21 protein-coding genes are annotated in these 22,062 nt (G+C 59.4%); 5 read left to right on the top strand and 16 right to left on the bottom strand.

Features of this window, described 5'->3' with window-relative positions; translation table 11 throughout:
* Positions 1–28: 28 nt before the first annotated feature.
* Genes J3A65_RS01535 through J3A65_RS01515 form a run of 5 tightly spaced genes read right to left on the bottom strand, consistent with a single transcriptional unit; the run spans position 29 to position 4,248 of the window.
* Positions 29–460 carry a DUF2177 family protein gene (locus J3A65_RS01535; RefSeq protein ID WP_092664551.1) on the bottom strand — a complete coding sequence of 144 codons (432 nt, stop codon included), beginning with the start codon at positions 458–460 and terminating at the stop codon, positions 29–31.
* A gap of 22 nt (positions 461–482) precedes the next feature.
* The gene (locus tag J3A65_RS01530; protein WP_113110204.1) at positions 483–863 is read right to left on the bottom strand and encodes a DUF2147 domain-containing protein; all 381 of its coding nucleotides are present in this window, start codon (positions 861–863) and stop codon (positions 483–485) included.
* Positions 856–2,088, bottom strand: coding sequence for a cyclopropane-fatty-acyl-phospholipid synthase family protein (locus J3A65_RS01525; RefSeq protein ID WP_209898766.1), 1,233 nt, complete (start codon positions 2,086–2,088; stop codon positions 856–858). Before J3A65_RS01525 ends, J3A65_RS01530 begins: the two co-directional genes overlap by 8 nt.
* Complete coding sequence (locus J3A65_RS01520; RefSeq protein ID WP_184656022.1) at positions 2,075–2,890, bottom strand: DUF1365 domain-containing protein; 816 nt, start codon at positions 2,888–2,890, stop codon at positions 2,075–2,077. The genes J3A65_RS01525 and J3A65_RS01520 overlap by 14 nt, the downstream gene beginning before the upstream one ends.
* Complete coding sequence (locus tag J3A65_RS01515; protein ID WP_209898763.1) at positions 2,887–4,248, bottom strand: NAD(P)/FAD-dependent oxidoreductase; 1,362 nt, start codon at positions 4,246–4,248, stop codon at positions 2,887–2,889. Before J3A65_RS01515 ends, J3A65_RS01520 begins: the two co-directional genes overlap by 4 nt.
* Positions 4,249–4,445: 197 nt before the next feature.
* On the opposite strand from J3A65_RS01515, the gene J3A65_RS01510 reads away from it, so the two are divergent.
* The 3 genes from J3A65_RS01510 to J3A65_RS01500 are packed head-to-tail and all read left to right on the top strand — an operon-like array spanning position 4,446 to position 7,335.
* The gene (locus J3A65_RS01510) at positions 4,446–5,240 is read left to right on the top strand and encodes a DUF1295 domain-containing protein (protein ID WP_209898760.1); all 795 of its coding nucleotides are present in this window, start codon (positions 4,446–4,448) and stop codon (positions 5,238–5,240) included.
* Positions 5,241–5,252: 12 nt separating this feature from the next.
* On the top strand, positions 5,253–6,281 hold the full coding sequence (locus J3A65_RS01505) for a cyclopropane-fatty-acyl-phospholipid synthase family protein (RefSeq protein ID WP_062577449.1): 1,029 nt from the start codon (positions 5,253–5,255) through the stop codon (positions 6,279–6,281).
* Between the two features lie 19 nt (positions 6,282–6,300).
* Complete coding sequence (locus J3A65_RS01500) at positions 6,301–7,335, top strand: proline racemase family protein (RefSeq protein ID WP_209898756.1); 1,035 nt, start codon at positions 6,301–6,303, stop codon at positions 7,333–7,335.
* A 7-nt stretch (positions 7,336–7,342) separates the two neighbouring features.
* On the opposite strand, the gene J3A65_RS01495 is transcribed toward J3A65_RS01500, so the two are convergent.
* The 6 genes from J3A65_RS01495 to cyoA form a co-directional block, all read right to left on the bottom strand.
* Positions 7,343–9,211: an adenine deaminase C-terminal domain-containing protein gene (locus tag J3A65_RS01495; protein WP_209898755.1), complete on the bottom strand. Its 1,869-nt coding sequence runs from the start codon at positions 9,209–9,211 to the stop codon at positions 7,343–7,345.
* A gap of 33 nt (positions 9,212–9,244) precedes the next feature.
* The gene (locus J3A65_RS01490; RefSeq protein WP_209898752.1) at positions 9,245–9,922 is read right to left on the bottom strand and encodes an SURF1 family protein; all 678 of its coding nucleotides are present in this window, start codon (positions 9,920–9,922) and stop codon (positions 9,245–9,247) included.
* Positions 9,923–10,007: 85 nt separating this feature from the next.
* The gene (gene cyoD / locus J3A65_RS01485; RefSeq protein ID WP_062454400.1) at positions 10,008–10,409 is read right to left on the bottom strand and encodes a cytochrome o ubiquinol oxidase subunit IV; all 402 of its coding nucleotides are present in this window, start codon (positions 10,407–10,409) and stop codon (positions 10,008–10,010) included.
* The gene (gene cyoC / locus J3A65_RS01480; protein ID WP_062454402.1) at positions 10,406–11,026 is read right to left on the bottom strand and encodes a cytochrome o ubiquinol oxidase subunit III; all 621 of its coding nucleotides are present in this window, start codon (positions 11,024–11,026) and stop codon (positions 10,406–10,408) included. The genes cyoD and cyoC overlap by 4 nt, the downstream gene beginning before the upstream one ends.
* Positions 11,027–11,031: 5 nt before the next feature.
* Entirely contained in the window at positions 11,032–13,035 is a 2,004-nt protein-coding gene (gene cyoB, locus J3A65_RS01475) for a cytochrome o ubiquinol oxidase subunit I (protein ID WP_062454404.1), read from the bottom strand.
* 11 nt (positions 13,036–13,046) lie between these two features.
* Positions 13,047–14,168, bottom strand: a complete 1,122-nt coding sequence (gene cyoA, locus J3A65_RS01470) for a ubiquinol oxidase subunit II (RefSeq protein ID WP_244473942.1) — start codon at positions 14,166–14,168, stop codon at positions 13,047–13,049.
* 304 nt (positions 14,169–14,472) lie between these two features.
* On the opposite strand from cyoA, the gene J3A65_RS01465 reads away from it, so the two are divergent.
* On the top strand, positions 14,473–15,822 hold the full coding sequence (locus J3A65_RS01465; RefSeq protein WP_062454408.1) for an MFS transporter: 1,350 nt from the start codon (positions 14,473–14,475) through the stop codon (positions 15,820–15,822).
* Positions 15,823–15,906: 84 nt separating this feature from the next.
* Here the strand turns inward: J3A65_RS01465 and modC are convergent, their stop codons facing one another.
* The 5 genes from modC to J3A65_RS01440 form a co-directional block, all read right to left on the bottom strand.
* The gene (gene modC / locus J3A65_RS01460) at positions 15,907–16,977 is read right to left on the bottom strand and encodes a molybdenum ABC transporter ATP-binding protein (RefSeq protein WP_092664531.1); all 1,071 of its coding nucleotides are present in this window, start codon (positions 16,975–16,977) and stop codon (positions 15,907–15,909) included.
* Complete coding sequence (modB, locus tag J3A65_RS01455) at positions 16,974–17,675, bottom strand: molybdate ABC transporter permease subunit (RefSeq protein WP_092664528.1); 702 nt, start codon at positions 17,673–17,675, stop codon at positions 16,974–16,976. The genes modC and modB overlap by 4 nt, the downstream gene beginning before the upstream one ends.
* 48 nt (positions 17,676–17,723) lie before the next feature.
* Complete coding sequence (gene modA, locus J3A65_RS01450) at positions 17,724–18,467, bottom strand: molybdate ABC transporter substrate-binding protein (protein WP_184656013.1); 744 nt, start codon at positions 18,465–18,467, stop codon at positions 17,724–17,726.
* A gap of 232 nt (positions 18,468–18,699) precedes the next feature.
* On the bottom strand, positions 18,700–18,876 hold the full coding sequence (locus J3A65_RS01445) for a hypothetical protein (RefSeq protein WP_209898748.1): 177 nt from the start codon (positions 18,874–18,876) through the stop codon (positions 18,700–18,702).
* A 67-nt stretch (positions 18,877–18,943) separates the two neighbouring features.
* Positions 18,944–20,536 (bottom strand): isocitrate lyase, encoded by a 1,593-nt coding sequence (locus J3A65_RS01440; RefSeq protein ID WP_209898745.1) that lies wholly within the window; start codon positions 20,534–20,536, stop codon positions 18,944–18,946.
* A 117-nt stretch (positions 20,537–20,653) separates the two neighbouring features.
* Between J3A65_RS01440 and J3A65_RS01435 the strand changes: the two genes are divergently transcribed.
* Positions 20,654–22,054 (top strand): short-chain fatty acyl-CoA regulator family protein, encoded by a 1,401-nt coding sequence (locus J3A65_RS01435; protein WP_209898742.1) that lies wholly within the window; start codon positions 20,654–20,656, stop codon positions 22,052–22,054.
* Positions 22,055–22,062 lie beyond the last annotated feature (8 nt).

The following is a 22,062-nucleotide window of genomic DNA, read 5'->3' as shown; positions in this document are numbered from 1 at the left end:
GATTTCCCGGCCATATTGTTTTCGAACGCTAGTGGTGTTTTGTTCTGAAGAACCGCAGAACGATCCAGGTGGCAAGACCGCTGGCGAGACCCGAAAGCAAGGTACCCCAAATGATGTCGGCCACTGAAAGCAGCGTCGACCAGTTCTTCATGACCGCATGGTTGGTGAGATCGTAGGTCATGTACGACATGAACCCGATCGCCGCTCCCTGCCGCACCGCTGCTCCGACACCGCCTGCAATCAGGGCCGGACGCACTGCCATCAGCGTCAGTCCGCCGATGTAGAGAAGGTAGAAGATCACGGCAGGCGCGAGACGGAAACTCGGCAGAAGCATGTCGCCCATGACCGGCCGGTAAAGCAGGCTTGTCATCGTGCTGAGCCAGACGGAGTCTATCGCGCCGAACACGATGAACGTGGTGATGTAGGCAAGAGCCAGCGTCTTCAGCGAGATCTTCGCCATGGGTTCGTTCCCTCTTTCTGTGTCAGTCGATGCGGGACCAGTTGACGGCACGGCAAAGAATACCGCCAGCAACGCAGCCTTTCGTCGTCATCTTCTTTTCCGCGACAACGACCGTGATCTTGAACGTCATGTTGCGTTGCGGATCAAAGGCGGTACCGGAATAGGAGCCGTCAGCTGTCCGGTCGATCGTCATGACCAGCTTGTCGCCGGCCTTCTCGCTTCCCGATCCGGGCTTGATCCATGTGTTGGTGGCGCAGATCTGGGCGCCGCAAGGCGCAATCTCGACCTTGGCATTGCCGTCGCCACGAGCCCAGTTGCCGTCCAGATCAGCGGCAAGAAGCGGCCCTGCCGACAGTGACAAGAGTGCTGCGACAGCACCGCTTCGCAAACCCAGATTACGCATGTTCAATCGTATAGAAGCCAACATTGATCGCTTCCTCCTCGAAGCCAGCCTCGCAATAGCAAAGGTAGTAGTCCCACAACCTACGGAAACGGCCGTCGAAACCGAGTTCCGCAATCTTCGGCCAGGCGGCGTGAAACCGCGTCCGCCACTCGGCCAGCGTCCGCGCATAGGACGCGCCAAAATGTTCGATGTCGCTGACGACAAGCCCGGATTTCTCAACGGCTGCCGTGAACGCGCTGTCCGAGGGAAGAAACCCTCCCGGAAACACGTATTTCTGGATGAAATCCGGATTGCGCCGATAGGAATCGAAGCGGTCCTCGTTGATCGAGATCACCTGCAAAACCGCACGGCCACCGGGCTTCAAACAGCGACGGATGGTGTCGAAATAAGCTGGCCAATAGGCCTCTCCGACCGCTTCGAACATCTCTATCGAGACGATCCGGTCGAATTGCCCTGATGTATCGCGGTAGTCCTGCAGTCGGAGATCGACCTGTCTGTCGACGCCGGCCTGCCGGATGCGCTCGTTTGCAAAGGCCAGCTGCGAAGGAGAAAGAGTAAGGCCGGTGACCCGGGCATTGACGTTCTGTGCGAGATCCAACGCGAGAGCGCCCCAGCCGCAGCCGATCTCCAGCACGCTGTCGCCTTGGCTCATGGCGAGCTTTTCGCGGATACGCTCGAGTTTCTGACGCTGGGCATCTTCGAGAGACTGTCCCTGATGCTCGTAGAGCGCCGAGGAATAGAACATCGAAGGGTCTAGCCACTCAGCGTAGAACTCGTTGCCGAGATCGTAATGCGCCTCGATATTGCGTTTGCTGCCACGCTTGGTATTGGCGTTGAGAAGATGCGACAGGCGAACCGCGATCCGGCCGAGATAGCCCCCATGGGTCGCAAGCGTCAGCCCATGCCGGTTGCGCGCCGCAAACCGGATCACATTGGTAAGGTCAGGTGTCGTCCATTCCTGCTTGAGATATCCTTCCGCAAAACCGATGTCGCCCGCATGCAGAACGCGGCTCAGCATCCGCCAGCGCTTGATGACGATAACGGCGTCCGGCCCTTTTTCCGGCCCGGCCATCTCTATGGTGCGACCGGAAGGCAGCACAACGCGAATGGAACCGTAGCGGATACCGCTCAGCAGCCGGTTCACAACCCGCGCACCGAAGCCGGCAACGCCAGCTCCGGGTTTGCGATCGGTCGTTACGGAGGTGAATTCGTCAGATTGGCTCATGGATTTCCACTTTGCGTAGGGGAGCAGCAGGAGTGACGGAGACGGGGTTTCCCGGTGGCTTTGGACGCTTGCGCAAACGCACGCCCTTGAGCCAGATTTTCAGTGCCTCCCAATGGATGCCGCCGACGACCCGGAGCGTCAGGAAGGGAATGGCGAAGAAGGCCTTCAGAAGCGCCCGGTCTGTCAGATCACGGCGGTGCGCGAGATGACGGGCAGTCAGCATCGGCCCCTCGGCATCGAATGTATCGATCTTGATCGACAGCCGTTCGGACGGCGGCGTCACGCGAAAGGTATAGCGCTGGTCCATGTCCATGAACGGAGAGACATAAAATGCCTTGTCGCAGTGCTGGACGATCTCGCCGCCGACACGATTATCGGCCGGGATGAGGTAGCCATGGCGTTCCCCGAATGTGTTATCCACTTCCCACAGGATCGCCTTCACCTCGCCGTCGCGTCCGTAGCAGAAGAAGATGCTGAGCGGATTGAAGGCCCAGCCGAGTATTCTCGGCATGGTGAGAAGCTTGATCGCCCCGCCATCAGGCTCGAGCCCTGCGGCGCGCATCCATTGCTCTATCTGGCCCCGAAGATCGGATCCCGAGCGGTCGCCGCGATCTCTTTGTCGAAACGAGAATAGATTGAACCGGTCGACGGAAAACAGTTTCAGGCCGCGATCAAGCGCGTCGAGCTCATCGAGATCGATCAGCAGCGAATAGATCCTGTAGGCCAGCCGATGCTCTTTCGGCCGCATGCGTGCATGCGTGACATGACCGGGATAAAGCGCCGACCGAAACGAAGCCGTCATGCCGTGACCTCGATCGGAACGGTAGCGCCGAGCGGCCGGCGCACGATCCGGGCGCTTTCCTCGGCGACCTTCCAGGGGCGCCGAACGCCGCCAAGATCTTCCGCGACCGCCAGGCCTGCCTGGAGGCCGTCTTCATGGAAGCCCGAGCCGAAGTGGGCGCCGCAGAACCATGTGTTGCGAACACCCTGAAGCGACCAGATTTCCTGTTGTGCCCGCTCGGTTGCCATGTCGAAGATCGGATGCTCGTAGATCTCGCGCCGAATGACGGCGTCCTTGCGGGGCTGACGCGGGGGATTGAGCGTCACAAAGGTCGGCGGCGCATCGCCAAGCGGCTGCAGCTTGTTCATCCAGTAGGTGATGGCAGGCTGGACCTGCGCCTCGCCGGTCTTTGCCGAATAATTCCAGCTGGACCATGCGCCCTTGCGCCTCGGCATGAAGCTCTGGTCGCTGTGCAGAATCGCCTCGTTGCGGGAATAGCGGAAGGCACCCAGAATGCGTGTCTCGTGGTCATCAGCGTCCAACAGAAGACGACGTGCCTGATCTGCGTGGGTGGCGATCACCACCTCGTCGAATGCCTGCCATCCGTCCGGTCCGGTGGAAATTTCAACACCGCCACCGGTTCGCCTGATCGCCTGGACGGGCGTCGACAGGCGAATGCGATCGCGAAAGTCAGCTGTCAGGCGATCCACATATTCCCGGCTTCCGCCCGTCACCGTGCGCCAGATCGGCCGGTTCCAGAGTTCGAGCAGCCCGTGATTGCCACAGAAACGGACGAAGTTGACCGCGGGATACTCACCCACCTTACCCGCGGGCATCGACCAGATCGCAGCCGCCATCGGGTAGAGATGGTCGTCGCGGAACGCCCGTCCGTAGTGATGTCGGTCAAGGTAGTCATCGAGTGACAAACCGCCCATCGTCGACAGATCACGGGGAGCATTGCGGTAGAAGCGGACGAGATCGCGCATCATCGACCAGAAGCGTGGGCTGACGATGTTGGACTTCTGGGCGAACAGTCCGAACCCTGTGCCACCAGAATATTCGAAACCGCCATCGTCGAGCGAGACGGCGAAGGACATGCTGGAGGCCGTGGTTGGAACATCCAGATGACGGAACAACGCCGTCAGATTAGGATAGGTCACCTCGTTATAGACGATGAAGCCGGTGTCGACGGAAACGGTTCTTCCCGATGCGTCGAAATCCACGGTATGGCTGTGGCCGCCGATACGATCGGCTGCCTCGAACATGGTAACATCGTGGGCCTTGGCCAGAAGCCATGCAGCGGACATGCCGGATATTCCACTGCCGACAACTGCGATGCGTCGACGTCCCGAGGTCCTATGCGTCTCACGAAATGCCATACAATTCCCCCAGCTCCCAAAGCAATCGATCACCTGCCCTGTGGGCTCTGTAATCATTACGAGAGATTGAGATAGAGAGTTTCACGCAATATCACTTCTTTTTGCGACATTTTTTCCAAGCCCATGAAACTGATTGGCTATGTCAGCCGTAGAGGGACACAAAGAACGTGTCGGGCTTTCTACGTTCGAGGAGACCAATGGATTACATTCACCTCATTTTTCTGGCGATAGGCCTGTCACTGGCCATGGCAATCTCCTGGGCCGTACAACGCGCGACGGGTGCGAGCGGCTGGATAGACACGATCTGGTCGCTGGCCGTCGGCGTCGGCGGCGTGGCTGCGGCCTATCTGGCGGCCGGTCCCGTCGAGCGCCGGGTGACCGCGATCGTCATCGTTGCGGCCTGGTCGCTAAGGCTTGCCTTTCATATTGGCGCCCGCACGCGGCTCGGTGGCGAGGATCCCCGCTACGAAAAGCTTATCAAGGAATGGGGCGATCGCGCTTCCTTCCGCCTTTTCTATTTTCTCCAGATCCAGGCGGTTGCCGCCTTCATTCTGGTGCTTGCCGTCTACTGCGCCGCTTCGAACACGGCGGAGTATCCGCAGGTGGGCGATCTGCTGGCGCTTGCCGTGGCGGCGATTGCCGTTATCGGTGAAATGGTTGCCGATGCGCAGCTTGCCAAGTTTCGGAAGACCCCGGAAGCCAAGCGGGAAATCTGCCAGAAGGGGCTTTGGGCCTATTCCCGCCACCCCAACTATTTTTTCGAATGGCTGTTCTGGTGCAGCTGGCCGCTGATGGCGCTTCCCGCACTGGGCTTTGCCGCGATCGCGCTCCTCGCGCCTGTCATGATGTATTGGCTGCTGGTGCACGTCTCCGGCATTCCGCCGCTCGAGGAACACATGCTGAAATCCCGGGGTGACCAGTTCCGTGCCGTCCAGGCGCGCGTCAACGCATTTTTCCCCGGTCCCCGTCGATCCAAACTCTCAACACAATAAGGGAACGCCACGATGAACATGCTGGCCTTTGCCATCAATACGGCTGAACGAGCACCCTTAAGCGATGGCGTGACGCTTGCCGGGATCGACTTTCTATGCGGTCGCACCAAGCGGAAGCTGGCCTCCACGCCGGCAACCGCCGAGGACGCGTTCGCAAGGTCGATGGCCGACTTTCCGATCGCCACCCATACGGATGATGCCAACCGCCAGCATTACGAACTCCCGCCAGAGTTCTTCAGCCTCGCTCTCGGTCCACAGCGGAAATACTCCTGCGCATTGTATCTGGCTGACGATACCACGCTTGCGGAAGCGGAATCCTACGCGCTGGCCGAGACCGTGCGTCACGCGGAACTGAGTGATGGAATGGACATTCTCGAGCTCGGCTGCGGCTGGGGTTCGTTGTCGCTCTACATGGCCCAGCATTTTCCCAATGCCCGGATCACCTCCGTCTCCAACTCGGCCCCGCAGCGTCAACACATCCTCAGCGAAATCGAGCGGCTGAAGCTCGACAACCTCACCGTCATCACCGCCGACATGAACGACTTTTCGACGGATGAGACCTACGACCGGGTCGTTTCGGTGGAAATGTTCGAACACATGTCGAACTGGCGAGGCCTTATGGAGCGCACAAGAGGCTGGCTGAAGCCCGACGGAAAGCTGTTCCTGCACGTGTTCACCCACAAGGATCGGTCCTACCGGTTCGAGCACGACAACCCAGCGGACTGGATTGCCCACCATTTCTTCACCGGCGGAATCATGCCCGCGCACGACCTGCCGCGGCGTTTCGATGATATTTTCACCGTCGAACAAGACTGGCGCTGGTCGGGTCTCAACTATCGCCGCACCGCGATGCACTGGCTTGAAAATTTCGATCGCGAGATCGGGCAAATCCAGCCGATCCTGAAGGATGTCTACGGCAAGGACGCCTGCCTCTGGCAGCGCCGCTGGCGTCTGTTCTTCCTTGCCACTGCCGGATTGTTCGGCCATGACAAGGGAGAGGTCTGGGGCGTCGGGCATTACCTGATGACACCCAAGCGGTAACATCTGCCGGGGGGTCGCGTTGCGCACATCAAAGGTCATCCACATCGTCAGCTGCCATGCGGAGGGCGAAGTCGGGGACGTCATCGTCGGCGGTGTACTCCCGCCGCCGGGCGATACACTCTGGGACCAGTCCCGCTTCATCGCCCGTGACGAAACGCTGCGCAACTTCGTGCTGAACGAGCCCCGTGGCGGTGTCTTCCGGCACGTGAACCTGCTGGTGCCGCCGAAGGATCCGCGCGCCCAGATGGGCTGGATCATCATGGAGCCCGCTGACACGCCACCGATGTCCGGCTCCAACTCGATTTGTGTTGCGACCGTACTGCTCGACACCGGCATCATTCCCATGACCGAGCCGGTGACACGCATGACGCTCGAAGCGCCAGGCGGCCTGGTCGAGGTCACAGCGGAATGCCGCGACGGCAAGGCCGAACGGATTACGGTGCGCAACGTGCCATCCTTTGCAGACAAGCTCGCAGTGTCGCTGGAAGTGGCCGGCTTCGGAACACTGACGGTCGACACAGCCTATGGCGGAGACAGTTTCGTCATCGTCGATGCGGGTTCACTGGGGTTCGAGGTGAAACCCGACGAGGCACGCGAAATTGCAGAAGCGGGCGTGAAGATTACCGCGGCTGCCAACGAGCAGATCGGCTTTACCCATCCGGACAATGCCGGCTGGGACCACATTTCCTTCTGCCAGATTGTAACTCCCCTCACCCGGGAAAACGGCGTGCTGAGCGGTGCAAACGCCGTCGTCATCCAGCCGGGCAAGATCGACAGGTCTCCCACCGGTACGGGCTGCTCGGCGCGCATGGCGGTTCTCCATGCGCGTGGCGAGATGGCAATCGGCGAGACCGATATCGGCCGCTCGATCATCGGTTCGGAATTCCACTGCCGTATCGAGTCGACGACGCGTGTCGGTGATCGCGAGGCAATCTATCCGCTGATCTCCGGCCGCGCCTGGATTATCGGAACGCATCAATTGATGCTGGATCCGTCGGACCCATGGCCGGGCGGTTACCGTCTTTCGGATACCTGGCCGAAGCTCGGAGCGTGAAGCGGCGTCAAAAAACGACCGGATGGGTTTTGCCTGTCTGGACGTTGACGAGCCCCTCCGGCGCGTAATCGCTCGGGGCGACCAGAACCCAGCGCCAGGGTGCGCAGGTGAGCGTCGCAAAGGCGAGACGCTCCGGGAAACCTGCGGACCAGCGCGGATGAAAACTCGGCTCGAACATCCACTCGACCTTTTCACCCTCGGCATAGAGCGCCTGCATCTCCTCATGCAGAGCGTCGGCCGACCGGCAGCTCATCAGCCCCGCCACCTCGTAGCGAACCCGCGCGACGACCTTTCCATCGCGAACCAGTGCCCAGCCACCATCATTGGCAGCGACGGCGTTAACGGCTGCGGCCATGGCTTCATCCGATGAGCCGACGCACCAGATATTGTGCTTGTCATGTGCCATGGAGCAGGCAAGCCCCGTATCCGGGGTCCGCGGCCCGCAGCCGAGCCAGAACATTTTCGACACCGCTCCCTTGCCCGAAAACCGGTCGATGATCGAGAACTTGGTTATGTTGCGATCGGCATCCCGCTGAACGAGACCATCTTGGACAGGAAGGTCGATGGTCAGGAAATCATCGGTCCAGTGGAACGGCCGCAACACGGCAGCCGTCATCGTCTCGCGTCCGGGGTGAGCGGCGATTGCGAAATCCTCAGCTGTCAGCTCGCGGCCGATATTGATGGTCTTCGTTGCCCAGTCTGGCCAGTCGATTTTGGGCACCTCGGGCAGATAGCGCTTGTCGTCAGAGACCTGGATGCCATCGGCCCAGACCTTGGCTATCTCGAATTTATCGACGTCGGAGAGAAGCACGATATCGGCATAACGTCCGGGCGCGATCGTGCCCACCCACGGCGTAAGGCGCATGTGACGGGCCGGATTGATGGTCACGCACTGGATGGCTATCTCGGGCGCAAGGCCTGCCTCGATGGCGAGGCGAACGTTGTAAGCAGTGGCGCCGAGTTTCAGAGTATCGGAGGCGCTGCGATCGTCGGTCGTCAGGGCGATCTGCGACCAGTCGGCGAGGCCCTTCTCGAGGAGACCTGCGATGACCTCCGGCAAACTGTGCGGGCGCAGTTCCATGAACAGGCCGCGGGTCAGCTTGTCCCAGAACTCCTCGACCGTCCAGGCTTCGTGATCCGATGCCAGACCGGCCGCGGCGAAAGCGTTGATCGTTGGGATGTCGCGAATGCCCGCCGCGTGACCTTCAACGACTCCGCGCTTCTCGAACGTTGCTCGGATCATGCCCCAGAGGCGGTCGTAGGAAGGGCTGGTTCTGTCCCACACGCCCGGCCAGTCCATCACCTCGTCGAGACCCGCAACCATCAGGCTTTCGGTCATGAACTGCTTCTGCTCGTCGTAGCCGAGATAGCCGCCACCGTGCTCATAACCTGTGGGCGGCACGGCCGAGCCGGGCAGCGGAAAGATCTTGAGCGGCGAACCGGCCGCGCGGGCCTTCAGCCAGAATTCGAGCGTCTTTGCACCGTTGACGTTCGAAAACTCATGGCTTGCCTCACAGGTCCAGGTATTGCCGCGGGGAAGAACGAGTGCTGCTTCCCATTCCGGTGTCAAATGCGAGCTTTCGATATGCTTGTGCACCTCTCCAAGCCCTGGAATGGCAGCCAGATCGGGTTCATGCACCCGGTGAGCGACGGTGCCCGGATAGGATCCTGCATCGCCGACATAGGCAATGCGGCGGCCCTTGATGATGATTTCCTGATCGGTGCGCCATGTCCGGGTGCTGACATCAAGCAGCCGCCCTACCCGGAGCGCTGTATCCGCCGGCAGCTTGCCAAGTGCAACGAGCGTCAGTTCCTGGCGAACCGCGATCTCGACATCAGAATCGAGGCCAATATCGTTGATGGCGGGAGTATCCAAGGCGCGTTCTCCTCAAGATGAAATCGTTGCGGATCAACCGGCCGCGCGCTGCAAGCGTCCGAAGAAGATCGCAGCACCGAGAGACATGATTGCGAGCGCAAACCAGGTCAGTGCGTAACTCAGATGGCTGTTGGGAAATTGGATGACGGTCAGGCCGCCGACCGGATAGCCACCCGGGTTCGACGTTGCGTCCGCATCGATGAAATAGGGCATGACGCCCTGAAGACCACGCGACGCGCTGATCGCTGCGACATCGCGCGAATACCAACGCTCGTTGCCCGGATCGTTCTCGCGCAGGAAGCCGCCGCCGGGTTCGGAGAGGCGGACAAGACCTGTGACGGCGGCTTCGCCGACGGTCTGGCTTTCAACCCGGGTTGAGGGATCCCTGCGGTCAGGGGGCACGAAGCCGCGATTTATCAGAATCGTCCTGCCGTCTTCAAGCTTCAGCGGCGTCACGACCCAGTATCCGGGCCCGAGCTTCGTCACGGCCTGAACCAGCGCTTCCTTCGTGTGATCGAAGGACCCGGAGATGGCGACGTGGAGATATTCGATATCGTCAGGTGACTGGCCGGCTGCCGGAGGTGCCACCGGCGTTGCATGCACACGGGCGTCGACCCTTGCGATGAGATCGAGCTTCCAGAACAGGCGCTGAACCTGCCAGGATCCGAGCGCCACGAAAATTAGTGCCGCGAAGACCAGAAATGCCCGCATGATATGGGAGCGAGAACGGGAAAGTGGCGCGGAATGACCCGCGCCACTTTTATTGGTGTCTGTCTCAACCGGTCTCATGACCGCCTCAAGGCATGTTCTTCATCATCTCCGGCGACATGACCATCATGTTTGCATTGAGATGGTGCATGACCCAGAGCGAGCCGGAGAGAGCGATGACCACGATGACGATCGTGAAGATCAGTGCCATCGCCGTCCAGCCGCCTTCGGACTTGGTGTTCATGTGCAGGAAGTAGATCATGTGCACGACGATCTGGATGACGCCGAAGATCATAACCAGAGCGCCGGTGACAGCCTTGTTGTCGAAGACGTCGCCCATCACAAGCCAGAACGGTATCGCCGTCAGGATCACCGACAGGATGAAGCCGGTCGTATAGCTTTTCAGCGAACCGTGGCTCGCCTCGTGCCCGTGGCTATGGGCGTGATGCGCTGCGTGCGCATCTTCGTGCGCGGGTGCTTTGTCGGTCATCCGAGGACTCCCATGAGGTAAACGACGGAGAAGACGCCGATCCAGATGACGTCGAGGAAGTGCCAGAACATCGAGAGGCACATCAGGCGACGGCGGTTTTCCGGGATCAGGCCATGCTTGGAAACCTGCACCATCAGCGTGACCAACCAGATGATACCGAAGGTAACGTGCAGACCGTGGGTTCCGACCAACGTGAAGAACGCCGACAGGAACGCAGAGCGCTGCGGGCCGGCACCTTCGTGCAGGAGATGGCTGAATTCGTAAAGCTCGATGCCCAGGAAGGCGAGACCGAACACGCCGGTCACGCCCAGCCAGAACAGTGTCTCCGCCTTGGCGCCACGCTCCATCTGAAGCATCGCGAACCCGTAGGTGATCGACGAGAACAGCAGCATCGCGGTATTGAGCGCGACGAGCGGCAGGTCGAACAGATCCGCCGGCGATGGGCCGGCCGCATAATTGCGGCCGACGACAGCGTAGGTGGCGAAAAGGATCGCGAAGATCAGGCAGTCGCTCATCAGATAGAGCCAGAACCCAAGATTGGTGCTGTTCTCCGGATGATGATCTTCTTCCAGGTAGAATTGCGGGTTTTCCGCCGTCTCTGTTTTAGAAGCACTCATGGTTATCACACCTGCCTAGCGAGCAGTTCGGTCCGCTTGTTCTCTTCCGCGACAACGTCGTCCGCCGGAATGTAGTAGTCGCGGTTGTAGTTGAACGTATGGACGATCGACACAACGATGATGGCGATGAAGGACAGGGCAGCAAGCCACCACATGTACCAGATCAGGCCGAAGGCGAGTGCCACGCTGATGCCGGAGAGGATCGCGCCGGTGCCGGTGTTCTTCGGCATGTGGATCGGCTTGAAACCCTGAAGAGGACGCGCATAACCGCGGTTCTTCATGTCGTACCAGCTGTCGTGATCGTGGACCACCGGAGTGAAGGCGAAGTTGTAGTCCGGTGGCGGCGACGATGTCGACCATTCCAGAGTACGGCCGTGCCACGGATCGCCGGTTTCGTCCCTCAGTTCATCACGCTTCCAGACGCTGACGCCGATCTGAATGATGAATGAGGCGATACCGATGGCAATCATACCTGCACCGCAGGCTGCGATGATGAACCAGATCTGCAGCGACGGATCTTCGAACTGCGATACGCGGCGGGTGACGCCCATCAGGCCAAGAACGTAGAGCGGCATGAAGGCGAAGTAGAAGCCGACGAACCAGAACCAGAACGATACCTTGCCCCAGAATTGGTTCAGTTTGAAGCCGAACGCCTTCGGGAACCAGTAGTTGACGCCTGCGAGAAGGCCGAACAGCACGCCGCCGATGATGACGTTGTGGAAGTGGGCGATCAGGAACAGCGAGTTGTGGAGCACGAAGTCGGCAGGCGGAACAGCCAGCATGACGCCGGTCATACCACCGATGGCGAAGGTCACCATGAAGCCGACCGTCCAGAGCATCGGGACGTCGTAGCGAATACGACCGCGATACATCGTGAACAGCCAGTTGAACATCTTCGCGCCCGTCGGGATCGAGATGATCATCGTGGTGATGCCGAAGAAGGCGTTGACCGAAGCACCCGAACCCATCGTGAAGAAGTGGTGCAGCCACACGAGGTAGGACAGGATCATGATCACGCAGGTCGCGTAGACCATCGAGGCATAGCCGAACAGGCGCTTGCCGGAGAAGGTCGCAACGATTTCCGAGAAGATCCCGAAGACCGGAAGGATCAGGATGTAGACTTCCGGGTGACCCCAGATCCAGATCAGGTTCACGTACATCATCGGGTTACCGCCGAGGTCGTTCGTGAAGAAGTTGGTGCCGACGTAACGGTCAAGCGACAGCAGCACGAGGGTTGCGGTCAGGATCGGGAACGAGGCAACGATCAGGATGTTGGTGCAGAGTGCCGTCCAGGTGAAGATCGGCATCTTCATGAAGGACATGCCGGGAGCACGCATCTTCACGATTGTCGCGATCAGGTTGATACCCGACAACGTCGTGCCGACACCCGCCACCTGCAGACCCCAGATGTAATAATCGACCCCGACGCCCGGGCTGTAATCGGCGCCCGACAGTGGCGGATAGGCCAGCCAGCCGGTACGTGCGAACTCGCCGATGAACAGCGAGATCATGATGATGATCGCACCGGCCGTCGTCATCCAGAACGAGAAGTTGTTCAGGAACGGGAACGAGACGTCACGCGCGCCGATCTGCAGCGGCACGATATAGTTCATGAAACCGGTAACGAAGGGCATCGCCACGAAGAAGATCATAATCACGCCATGGGCGGTGAAGATCTGGTCGTAGTGGTGAGAGTTGAGGTAGCCCTCGTTGCCGTTGAAGGCGATGGCCTGCTGTACACGCATCATGATGGCGTCGGCAAAGCCGCGGAACAGCATGATGATGGCCAGCACAATGTACATGATGCCGATTTTCTTGTGATCGACACTGCAAACCCAGTCGCGCCAGAATGGCCCCCAGAGCTTGAAGTAGGTCATGAGACCCACCACGCCGATGCCGCCCAGACACACGGCCGCAAACGTCACGATCAGGATCGGTTCGTGAAACGGCAGTGATTCGAAGGACAACCTTCCGAAGATAAACTTCAGGATGTCAGGATTGGAAAACATGGGACAACCCGTTAATTGTTGATCTGCGCAGGCGCCGGATCGGCGTCGCCATTGTTCGTGTCCGGCATCGAGTGGTTGCCGTGACCTTGCTCATTGTGCGGCTGTTCATCGCTCTTGGCAGGTGTGCCAGTCGCGGGGAAAGTCGCGGCGTTTGTACCTTCCGCATCTCCGATACGACGATTGTCATACTGAAGTTTCGCGCGGTTCTCGTGGCTCTCGGTGCCGGCACCACCCATCATGTCGATATGCATCATTTCGTTCATGCACATCTTGCCCGGTTCGGCACACATGTTGAGGATCGCGCTGTAGAGATCCTTGTCGGCCGCCGCGAAGTAGCGGATCGGCTCGCGCTCGGACGGCTTCTCAAGCTTCAGATAGGCATCGCGGTTGAGTGCGGTACCCTGCTGCTTGACCTTTGCGATCCAGCCGTCGAAGCCTTCGGCCGTGTAGCCGTGAAACTTGAAGCGCATGTGCGAGAACCCGGCACCGCTGTAGTTTGCCGAAAGTCCTTCGAACTCGCCTTCCTTGTTGATGACGGCGTGCAGTTTGGTCTGCATCCCCGGCATCGCGTAGATCTGGCCGGCGAGCGCCGGAATGTAGAACGAGTTCATCACCGAGCTCGAGGTGATCTCGAACGTGATCGGGCGATCGACCGGTGCGGCCATCTCGTTGACCGTGGCGATGCCGTATTCCGGATAGAAGAACAGCCACTTCCAGTCGAGCGCCACGACTTGAACCGTCAGAGGCCGCGTTTCGGCGGGAACCGGACGTTCCGCATCGAGGCGGTCGAGAGGACGATACGGGTCGAGACGGTGGGTGCTGATCCAGGTGATCGCACCGAGCGCGACAATGATCGCCAGCGGCGCGGCCCAGATAACCACTTCGAGCCGTGTCGAGTGATGCCATTCCGGATCGTATTTTGCTGTGGTGTTCGCATGACGATAGTGCCAGGCGAAGTAGAGCGTGAGAAACACGACCGGCACGATGATCAGCAGCATCAGAACGGTCGAGACGATAATCAGATCTGCCTGCTGCCTGGCGATATCGCCTGATGGCGACATAACGACGAGGTTGCAGCCCGAAAGGGTGGCCAAAAGCGGCAGCAAAGCGATTTGGATGAGACGTTTCAACATTGGGAACATTGGTCTGCTCGAAACTTTCGATGTGTCCAGTCGGCCTAACGGAGCAAGCAACTGATCTCCATGAGGTGTTTCGTCGCAGTGCAATAACTTTTTCGCGCTGCAATGCAAGCGGGGTGTGTGGATTGATGATGGTCGTTGCAAAAACATCAACTCCGCCTCAATGTCCATCTGTTGCCATGGGTGCCTCAGAAAACACCAAAATCCGCCCAAAATATGCTTTTTGCGCGACGTCTTGATTGACAGCTGGTACGCCCGACATTCTCATGTGGAAACAGACGTGCAGGAGAACACATTCATGAGCCAACTTGCCAATCCTACATCCACAGAGATGGAACGGGATGCCCGGCAGATCCACGACGACAAGCCGGTCGAACCGAGCAATATTGCTATCGGGGTCGTCATCGGCAGAATGTCGGAATTTTTCGACTTCTTCGTGTACGGCCTCGCCTCGGTCCTGGTTTTCCCTCGAGTGGTCTTTCCGTTTGCCGGAGACCCGGTCACCGCCACGCTTTACTCGTTTGCGATCTTCTCGCTCGCGTTCATCGCGCGTCCTGTTGGCTCGGTGGTCTTCATGTGGGTCGACCGTACCTATGGACGCGGCACGAAGCTGACAATTGCGCTTCTCGTGCTCGGTGGCTCGACGGCCTCGATCGCCTTCCTGCCCGGCTATGAGACGATCGGATACTGGTCGCCGGCTCTGCTGGCGCTGTTCCGTCTCGGCCAGGGTTTTGCGCTGGGTGGAGCCTGGGACGGTCTTGCATCGCTGCTGGCACTGAATGCACCCCCGAACCGCCGCGGCCTTTACGCGATGATCCCGCAGCTCGGCGCGCCATTCGGGTTTGCGCTCGCGAGCGTCCTGTTCGGCTATTTCGTCTTCAATCTCTCCGACGCCGACTTCCTGAGCTGGGGCTGGCGCTATCCGTTCTTCGTCGCGTTTGCCATCAACGTTGTGGCCCTGTTTGCTCGTCTGCGCATTGTTGCATCGAAAGAGTTCGGCGATGCGCTCGAAGCGCACGAATTGCAGGCAAAGCCGGTTCTGGAAGTGCTGCGCGTTCACGGGGGCGACGTCGTTCTCGGCGCCTTTGCCCCGCTTGCAAGCTTCGCGATGTTCCACCTTGTAACGATCTTCCCCCTGAGCTGGGTGACACTTTTCGGTGGCCAGAGCGCCGGGAAATTCTTGTTCGTCCAGGTCATCGGTGCTTTGCTCGGTCTCGTTACGGTCGTGATCTCCGGTCTTCTTGCAGACAGGATCGGTCGTCGCCGCCAGTTGATCATTGGTGCGGTGATCATCGCCATCTTCAGCTTTACGGCGCCGTTCCTGCTGAATGCGGGCGGTACCGGCCAGGATGCGTTTATCATCATCGGCTTTGCCATCCTCGGCCTTTCCTTTGGTCAGGCCTCCGGTTCGGTTTCGTCGCGCTTCAGCCAGCCTTACCGTTACACCGGTTCGGCCCTGACCTCCGACCTCGCATGGTTGGTCGGCGCAGGTTTTGCGCCACTGACCGCGCTCGGTCTCGCGAGCCAGTTCGGCATCATCTTCATCGGTGGATACCTGATTTCGGGTGCCATCTGCACGATCGTCGCCCTGATGCTCAGCCGTGCACCCGACAGGTCGGCCGACAGCCCGCAGGGTGTCGCGACCTGATCGAACGGGTTAAAGCCTATAGACAGACGAAAAGGGTCAGCCAGCGCTGGCCCTTTTTATTTCGGGCACAGCTTACCCGGCCAATTACCGTGCCAGGGCGACGGTCTTGATCACCGCATAGACGGGCAGTCCGGTTTGAAGTGCAAGGCGCTGCACCGACAGGCCGGTGATCCGGGCAAGAACCACGTCTTCGCCACACCGGATCTTGACGCGCACCATGCCCTCCCCTTCAGCATCCATCTGGGCGATCTGCCCTTCCAGAATGTTGAGGGCGCTCAGGCCTTCGGGTTTCCTGGTGGCGAGCATCACATCTCGCTCCGGCACATGGAGCCTGACGCTCTGTCCAACCTGCGCCCGCGCGTTCGAAACGACGAGAACTTCGGACGAAAGCCGCACAGTCGCCAAGCCATGCGCCGAATCGATTGCTTCGACGGTTCCGGAAAGCACCACGCCGGCTTCGCGGCGCTCTGTGGCCAGCACTTGGCTGCCGGACAGCACGTCCGACGGTGTGCCTGATATCTCCACCCGACCGTCGCTCATCATCACGACGCGGTCCGAGAGCCTCGCCACTTCCGCGACCGAATGGCTGACATAGACGATGGGCATCGCGGTCTCATCGCGCATCCGCTCCAGATAGGGCAGGATTTCGGCCTTTCGCTCGTCGTCCAGCGCTGCGAGTGGTTCGTCCATCAGGAGCAGTCTGGGTGACGACAAAAGCGCTCGGCCGATCGCCACGCGCTGCTTTTCGCCACCGGAAAGATTGCCCGGCCGACGCTCGAGGAGCGGACCGATGCCGAGCAGTTCGACGACATGCGAGATATTTCCGACCTGCCCTGACTTGGGCGCGAACCATTTTCCGTAAAGAAGGTTCTGACGGACGCTTAGATGCGGGAAGAGCCGTGCTTCCTGGAAGACATATCCGAAGCGACGCCTGTGCATTGGCACGAAGATGCCACGTTCGGTATCCAGCAAGACATCGCCGTCAATCTCGATCCGTCCGCGCTGCGGTTTGGAGAGGCCGGCAATGGCGCGCACCAGCGATGTCTTTCCGGATCCCGAGCGGCCGAACAGCGCCGTCACGCCGCCTGTCGACGTGAAGGATGCGTCGAGCACGAAGCTCTTGAACGACTGCCGCACGTCCACGATCATCGTCATTCGACCGCCACCTTTCGTCCGACCAGATAGGCCATGAATTCGGACGCGAGCAGCGCCGCAAACGAGATCGCGATCGCTACGATGGTAAGACGCATGGCGCCGACATCACCGCCGGGAACCTGCGTGAACGTGTAGATCGCTGCCGACAGCGTCTGCGTTTCGCTGGGGATATTGGATACGAATGTGATCGTCGCACCGAATTCACCCATGGCCTTTGCGAAGGCGAGGATCATACCGGCGATAATGCCGGGAAGAATGAGCGGCAGGGTAACGGTCAGGAAGACCCAGAGGGGACTGGCGCCAAGCGTTCCGGCCGCCTCCTCCAGCTTCCGATCGACAGTCTCGATCGACAACCGGATCGAGCGGACCATCAGGGGAAATCCCATCACCCCGCAGGCAAGGGCGGCACCCGTCCAGCGAAAGGAGAGGACGATGCCGAGATAGTCCGCGAGGAACGAGCCCACCACGCCACGTCTTCCGAAGACGATGAGCAACAGGAACCCGGTCACAACAGGCGGCAGGATCAGCGGCAGAAGCACGATGCCGTTGAGGATCGATTTGCCCCAGAATTTTCCGCGCGCCAAGACATAGGCGACGAGAATGCCGAGGGGCAGGCTGACAAGGACGGCCACGCTCGAGACCCGAAGGCTCAGGCGCACCGCCGTCCATTCCTCCTCGCTGAGTACCAACCAGTCCAACGCTGCTTCCCTTCAGACATCAGCCCAAGGGGCCCAAGTCAAACTGGCTTACTTCAGAACCGTAAAGCCTTCCTTTTCGAAGAAAGGCGCGGCTTTGGCGGACTTCAGGTAATCGAGATAACCCGCGGCATCCGGCGATTTTGAATCCGAGAGAATCGCAATCGGGTAGATAATCGGCGCGTGGCTGTCCGCAGGGAAGGTTCCAACCACCGCGACACCCGGATCGGCAGCGGCATCGGTTGCATAGACGATGCCGTAAGGCGCTTCGCCGCGCGACACCAGCGCGAGCGCTGCCCTCACACTTTCGGCACCGGCGACGCTTTTTTCGACCGAAGACCAAATGCCGAGCTTTTCCAGCGCCGACTTTGCGTATTTGCCCGCAGGCACCGAATTCGGCTCACCCATGGCAAGCTTGCCGCCGTTCAAAAGCCGGGCAAGGTCGAGACCCCTGATGATATCGACCGGTGCGGCATTCTCTTTGGGCGCGACCAGCACGATTTGATTTCCGAGCCAGTTGGACTTTGTGTCTTCCTTCACCAGAGCCTTGCCGGACAGATAGTTCATCCAGTCGAGATCCGCGGAGACGAACACGTCTGCCGGCGCACCGCTTTCGATCTGCTTGGCGAGCGCCGAGCTTGCCGCATAGGAGGCGGTCACCGGCTTGCCATAGGCCTTGTTGGCAGCGTCGAGCGCATTCTTCATGCTGGCTGCAGCAAACACCGTCACCTTCTCATCCGCCGCGGCCGGAGCAGCCAGCACGGCGAGAGACAGGGAGACTACGAGGACGGTCATCAACCCTTGAAAAACATAGCAACGTCGAGTCTTACCATTCATCCAATCGCGCTCCCAAGCATAAGCAAGATATCCATCTCGATATATCGTACGCGGAATTTTTGCCAAGGGATATATTCGGCGAAATATCTCGCTGGGTAAGCCAATCCAGAACGCTCCACAGCAATCGGCCCCAAGCACCAGCATCGAGTGCAGCACCGATGGTCTCTATCACCGGTGCTGCTTTGCGGGTTCAAACAACGCGACCGAGCCGGTGGTACAGGTTCGAGTATTTTACCGCTTCCGGCTGCTCCTTGATTTCCTGCAGATAGTGACTGATCGCGACCCGGATCAGTTCGAAGTCCTGGTTTGAGAAGACGGCTCTCGATCGTTCGGGTTGTGACGTCTTGATCTCAGTATTTGTCGACATTTCAGCTCCTCCGTTGAAAGTGTACCTCGAAGGAGCATCGCTCCTTCGAGGCGTATGATCCTGCAGCTCAAGCTGCAAACTGGTTCATCGTGTTGTGCTCTCCAGCCGCCTTCAGCGCCGCATCGCCACCGAAGTATTCCTTGTGATCGTCGCCCAGATCCGAACCGGCCATATTCTGGTGCTTCACCGCTGCGATCCCCTGGCGAATCTCCTGGCGCTGAACGCCGGCGACGTAGCCAAGCATTCCCTGATCGCCGAAGTAATCCTTCGCAAGATTGTCGGTCGAAAGCGCCGCCGTGTGGTAGGTCGGCAGGGTGATCAGATGATGGAAGATGCCTGCTCGCTTTGCTGCGTCACGCTGAAATGTCCGGATCCGCTCATCAGCTTCTTTGCCGAGTTCCGTACCGTCGTAGTCGACGCTCATGAGCTTCGCACGGTCATACGCCGAAACGTCCCTACCCTGCTCGACCCACGCGTCAAAGACCTGCTGCCGAAAGTTCAGCGTCCAGTTGAAGGAAGGCGAGTTGTTATAGACGAGCTTCGCGTTCGGAACGACATCGCGGATGCGGTCGACCATCCCGGCGATCTGCTCGATGTGCGGTTTCTCGGTCTCGATCCAGAGAAGGTCCGCGCCGTTCTGGAGCGCATTGATGCAATCGAGCACGCAACGATCGGCACCCGTGCCGGGTCGGAACTGGTAGAGGTTCGAGCGGAGGCGCTTCGGACGAAGAACCTTGTCGCCACGGGTCAGCAGGACGTCACCGTTCGATCGCTGGCCCGCGCCGACCTCCTCGCAATCCAGAAACGAATTGTACTGGTCGCCGATATCGCCTTCGGAGACCGAAAAGGCGATCTGTTTGGTCAGCCCGGCGCCCAAAGAATCCGTGCGAGCCACGATGACGCCGTCGTCCACTCCCATCTCGAGAAAGGCGTAGCGCAACGCACGGATCTTCGCGACAAAGTCTTCATGAGGGACGGTAACTTTACCATCCTGATGACCACACTGCTTCTCGTCGGAGACCTGGTTTTCGATCTGCAGAGCGCAGGCCCCTGCCTCGATCATTTTCTTGGCGAGCAGGTAGGTCGCTTCGGCATTGCCGAACCCGGCATCAATATCGGCTATGACCGGGACGACGTGCGTTTGGAAATCATCGATCGCGGAGGTGAGCTGCCGTTCCTTGACAGCATCGCCTGCCTCCCGGGCTTTGTCGATTTGCCGGAATATGTCGCCCAGTTCACGAGCATCGGCTTGCCGCAGGAACGTGTAAAGCTCGTTGATCAATGCCGGTACGGTCGTCTTCTCGTGCATCGACTGGTCTGGCAGCGGCCCGAACTCCGAGCGTAACGCGGCGACCATCCAGCCGGAGAGGTAAAGGTAGCGCCGCTCCGTGCTTTTAAAATGCTTTTTGATCGATATGATCTTCTGCTGACCGATGAACCCATGCCAGCACCCGAGCGACTGCGTGTACTTGGACGGGTCGTTATCATACGCGTCCATGTCTCGCCGCATGACCTTGGCGGTGTATTTGGCGATGTCGAGGCCGGTCTTGAACCGGTTCTGAAGCCTCATCCTCGCAACGGCCTCGGGTGTCATTCCAGTCCAGCATTCATTCCCACCAATCAGGTGCTCGGCTTCTTCGAGTAGCTTTTGATACGACATGAGACCCTCCAATGTTTCTGTCCATGGGAGGATAACAGCCGGTAAGGCCATGGCGAGCCACGCTGAAGTCAAGCTGTCAAACTTTACAGAAGTTCTTCGTAATGCTGTAATGCTTGTATGGATAATCGTGTTTACCTTGGGCCGCGCTTGCGAAGACTTCGCCGGGACTTGGGCCTGAAGCAGGTAGAGATGGCGAGCGACCTCGACATCTCGCCATCCTATGTCGCGCTGATGGAACGCAATCAGCGCCCGGTGACAGCTGAAATACTGCTGCGACTGGCCAAGGCATATAAGATCGATTTTAGCGAATTTACCGCTGACGCAGGCCAGGATCTTGTCGCGCAGTTACGGCTTGCAGCACGAGACGCGATCTTCACTGACATCGATTTGAATGCGGTCGATATCGCGGATATCGCACACAGCTTTCCCGGGTTTGCTGAAGCGCTGCTGCGACTTTACACGGCATACAAAGAGGAGCAGTTCGCTTTAGCCGACCGGCGCCAACACACGACAAACGATGGACGCCCGTTTGAAGGGGATTCCATCGCCGCCGTCAGAAGCTTTCTAGCCGCCCGAAAGAACTACTTCCCGGTTTTGGACACGCTGTCGGAAAAGCTGGCGGGCCGGGTAAGCCAGGGCGGCGGTTTGCCAGCCTTCCTCCAGAACGAGCACGGGTTTAAAGTCCGAAGGCTTCCCGCAGAGGTGATGTCAGGATCCCTCCGGCGACTTGACTGGCATCGCAAGGAACTGCTGCTCAACGAAGCTCTGGATCATTCAAGCCAGAATTTCCAGATGGCGCAGCAGCTCGCCTACCTCGAGTTTGAGAACGAGATTGCAAGCACCGTTGCCGAAGGGAATTTCGAATCGCAGAATTCGGAGCGGCTTGCTCATCGAGCTATCGCTGCCTATTGCGCGGGGGCAATCCTGATGCCGTATGCTGCCTTTGCCAAAGCTGTGGAGGCTCGCCGATACGATCTAGACTCATTAGCTCGTTTCTTCGGGACGAGCTTCGAGCAGACTGCGCACCGGCTCACGACGCTCCAGAAGCCCGGACACGAGAGAGTTCCCTTCTTCTTCATAAAGGTCGACGTTGCCGGAAACGTCTCCAAGAGACTGAACAGCGGCGCCTTTCCCTTTGCACGACACGGCGGCGGCTGTCCGTTGTGGACGGTCCATCAGGTGTTTACCTCTCCAAGGCGGGTCGTGACACAATGGATGGAGCTGCCTGATGGCCAAAGGTTCTTCTCGATAGCTCGAACCGTGCACTCGGGCGGTGGCAGCCACGGCCTTCCGAGCGTCGACCGCGCGATCGCGATCGTCTGTGAGGCTCGATATGCAGACCGGCTTGTCTACGCCTCAGAGCACCCTCAGACACATAAGCCGACGCCTATCGGCATTGCGTGCCAGCTCTGTCAGCGCACAGAATGCACTTCTCGTGCCGAACCGCCGATTGGACGGCAGGTACTTCCGGACAACTATCGGAGGACGGAGGCTCCGTTTGGGTTCTCCGACGCGTAGCCCGACTG

The sequence above is a fragment of the Rhizobium sp. PvP014 genome, from assembly GCF_017876855.1.
GTDB lineage: Bacteria > Pseudomonadota > Alphaproteobacteria > Rhizobiales > Rhizobiaceae > Neorhizobium > Neorhizobium soli.
Note: the sequence above shows the minus strand (reverse complement) of the source record. Positions and strands in the feature narration are given on the sequence as shown.

What these genes read in the sequence shown, in the direction of transcription:
- J3A65_RS01535 (WP_092664551.1), bottom strand. Translation starts at nt 460, where the DNA reads ATGGCGAAGATCTCGCTGAAGACGCTGGCTCTTGCCTACATCACCACG.
- J3A65_RS01530 (WP_113110204.1), bottom strand. Translation starts at nt 863, where the DNA reads ATGCGTAATCTGGGTTTGCGAAGCGGTGCTGTCGCAGCACTCTTGTCA.
- J3A65_RS01525 (WP_209898766.1), bottom strand. Translation starts at nt 2,088, where the DNA reads ATGAGCCAATCTGACGAATTCACCTCCGTAACGACCGATCGCAAACCC.
- J3A65_RS01520 (WP_184656022.1), bottom strand. Translation starts at nt 2,890, where the DNA reads ATGACGGCTTCGTTTCGGTCGGCGCTTTATCCCGGTCATGTCACGCAT.
- J3A65_RS01515 (WP_209898763.1), bottom strand. Translation starts at nt 4,248, where the DNA reads ATGGCATTTCGTGAGACGCATAGGACCTCGGGACGTCGACGCATCGCA.
- J3A65_RS01510 (WP_209898760.1), top strand. Translation starts at nt 4,446, where the DNA reads ATGGATTACATTCACCTCATTTTTCTGGCGATAGGCCTGTCACTGGCC.
- J3A65_RS01505 (WP_062577449.1), top strand. Translation starts at nt 5,253, where the DNA reads ATGAACATGCTGGCCTTTGCCATCAATACGGCTGAACGAGCACCCTTA.
- J3A65_RS01490 (WP_209898752.1), bottom strand. Translation starts at nt 9,922, where the DNA reads ATGCGGGCATTTCTGGTCTTCGCGGCACTAATTTTCGTGGCGCTCGGA.
- cyoD (WP_062454400.1), bottom strand. Translation starts at nt 10,409, where the DNA reads ATGACCGACAAAGCACCCGCGCACGAAGATGCGCACGCAGCGCATCAC.
- cyoC (WP_062454402.1), bottom strand. Translation starts at nt 11,026, where the DNA reads ATGAGTGCTTCTAAAACAGAGACGGCGGAAAACCCGCAATTCTACCTG.
- cyoB (WP_062454404.1), bottom strand. Translation starts at nt 13,035, where the DNA reads ATGTTTTCCAATCCTGACATCCTGAAGTTTATCTTCGGAAGGTTGTCC.
- cyoA (WP_244473942.1), bottom strand. Translation starts at nt 14,168, where the DNA reads ATGTTGAAACGTCTCATCCAAATCGCTTTGCTGCCGCTTTTGGCCACC.
- J3A65_RS01465 (WP_062454408.1), top strand. Translation starts at nt 14,473, where the DNA reads ATGAGCCAACTTGCCAATCCTACATCCACAGAGATGGAACGGGATGCC.
- modC (WP_092664531.1), bottom strand. Translation starts at nt 16,977, where the DNA reads ATGACGATGATCGTGGACGTGCGGCAGTCGTTCAAGAGCTTCGTGCTC.
- modA (WP_184656013.1), bottom strand. Translation starts at nt 18,467, where the DNA reads ATGACCGTCCTCGTAGTCTCCCTGTCTCTCGCCGTGCTGGCTGCTCCG.
- J3A65_RS01445 (WP_209898748.1), bottom strand. Translation starts at nt 18,876, where the DNA reads ATGTCGACAAATACTGAGATCAAGACGTCACAACCCGAACGATCGAGA.
- J3A65_RS01440 (WP_209898745.1), bottom strand. Translation starts at nt 20,536, where the DNA reads ATGTCGTATCAAAAGCTACTCGAAGAAGCCGAGCACCTGATTGGTGGG.
- J3A65_RS01435 (WP_209898742.1), top strand. Translation starts at nt 20,654, where the DNA reads ATGGATAATCGTGTTTACCTTGGGCCGCGCTTGCGAAGACTTCGCCGG.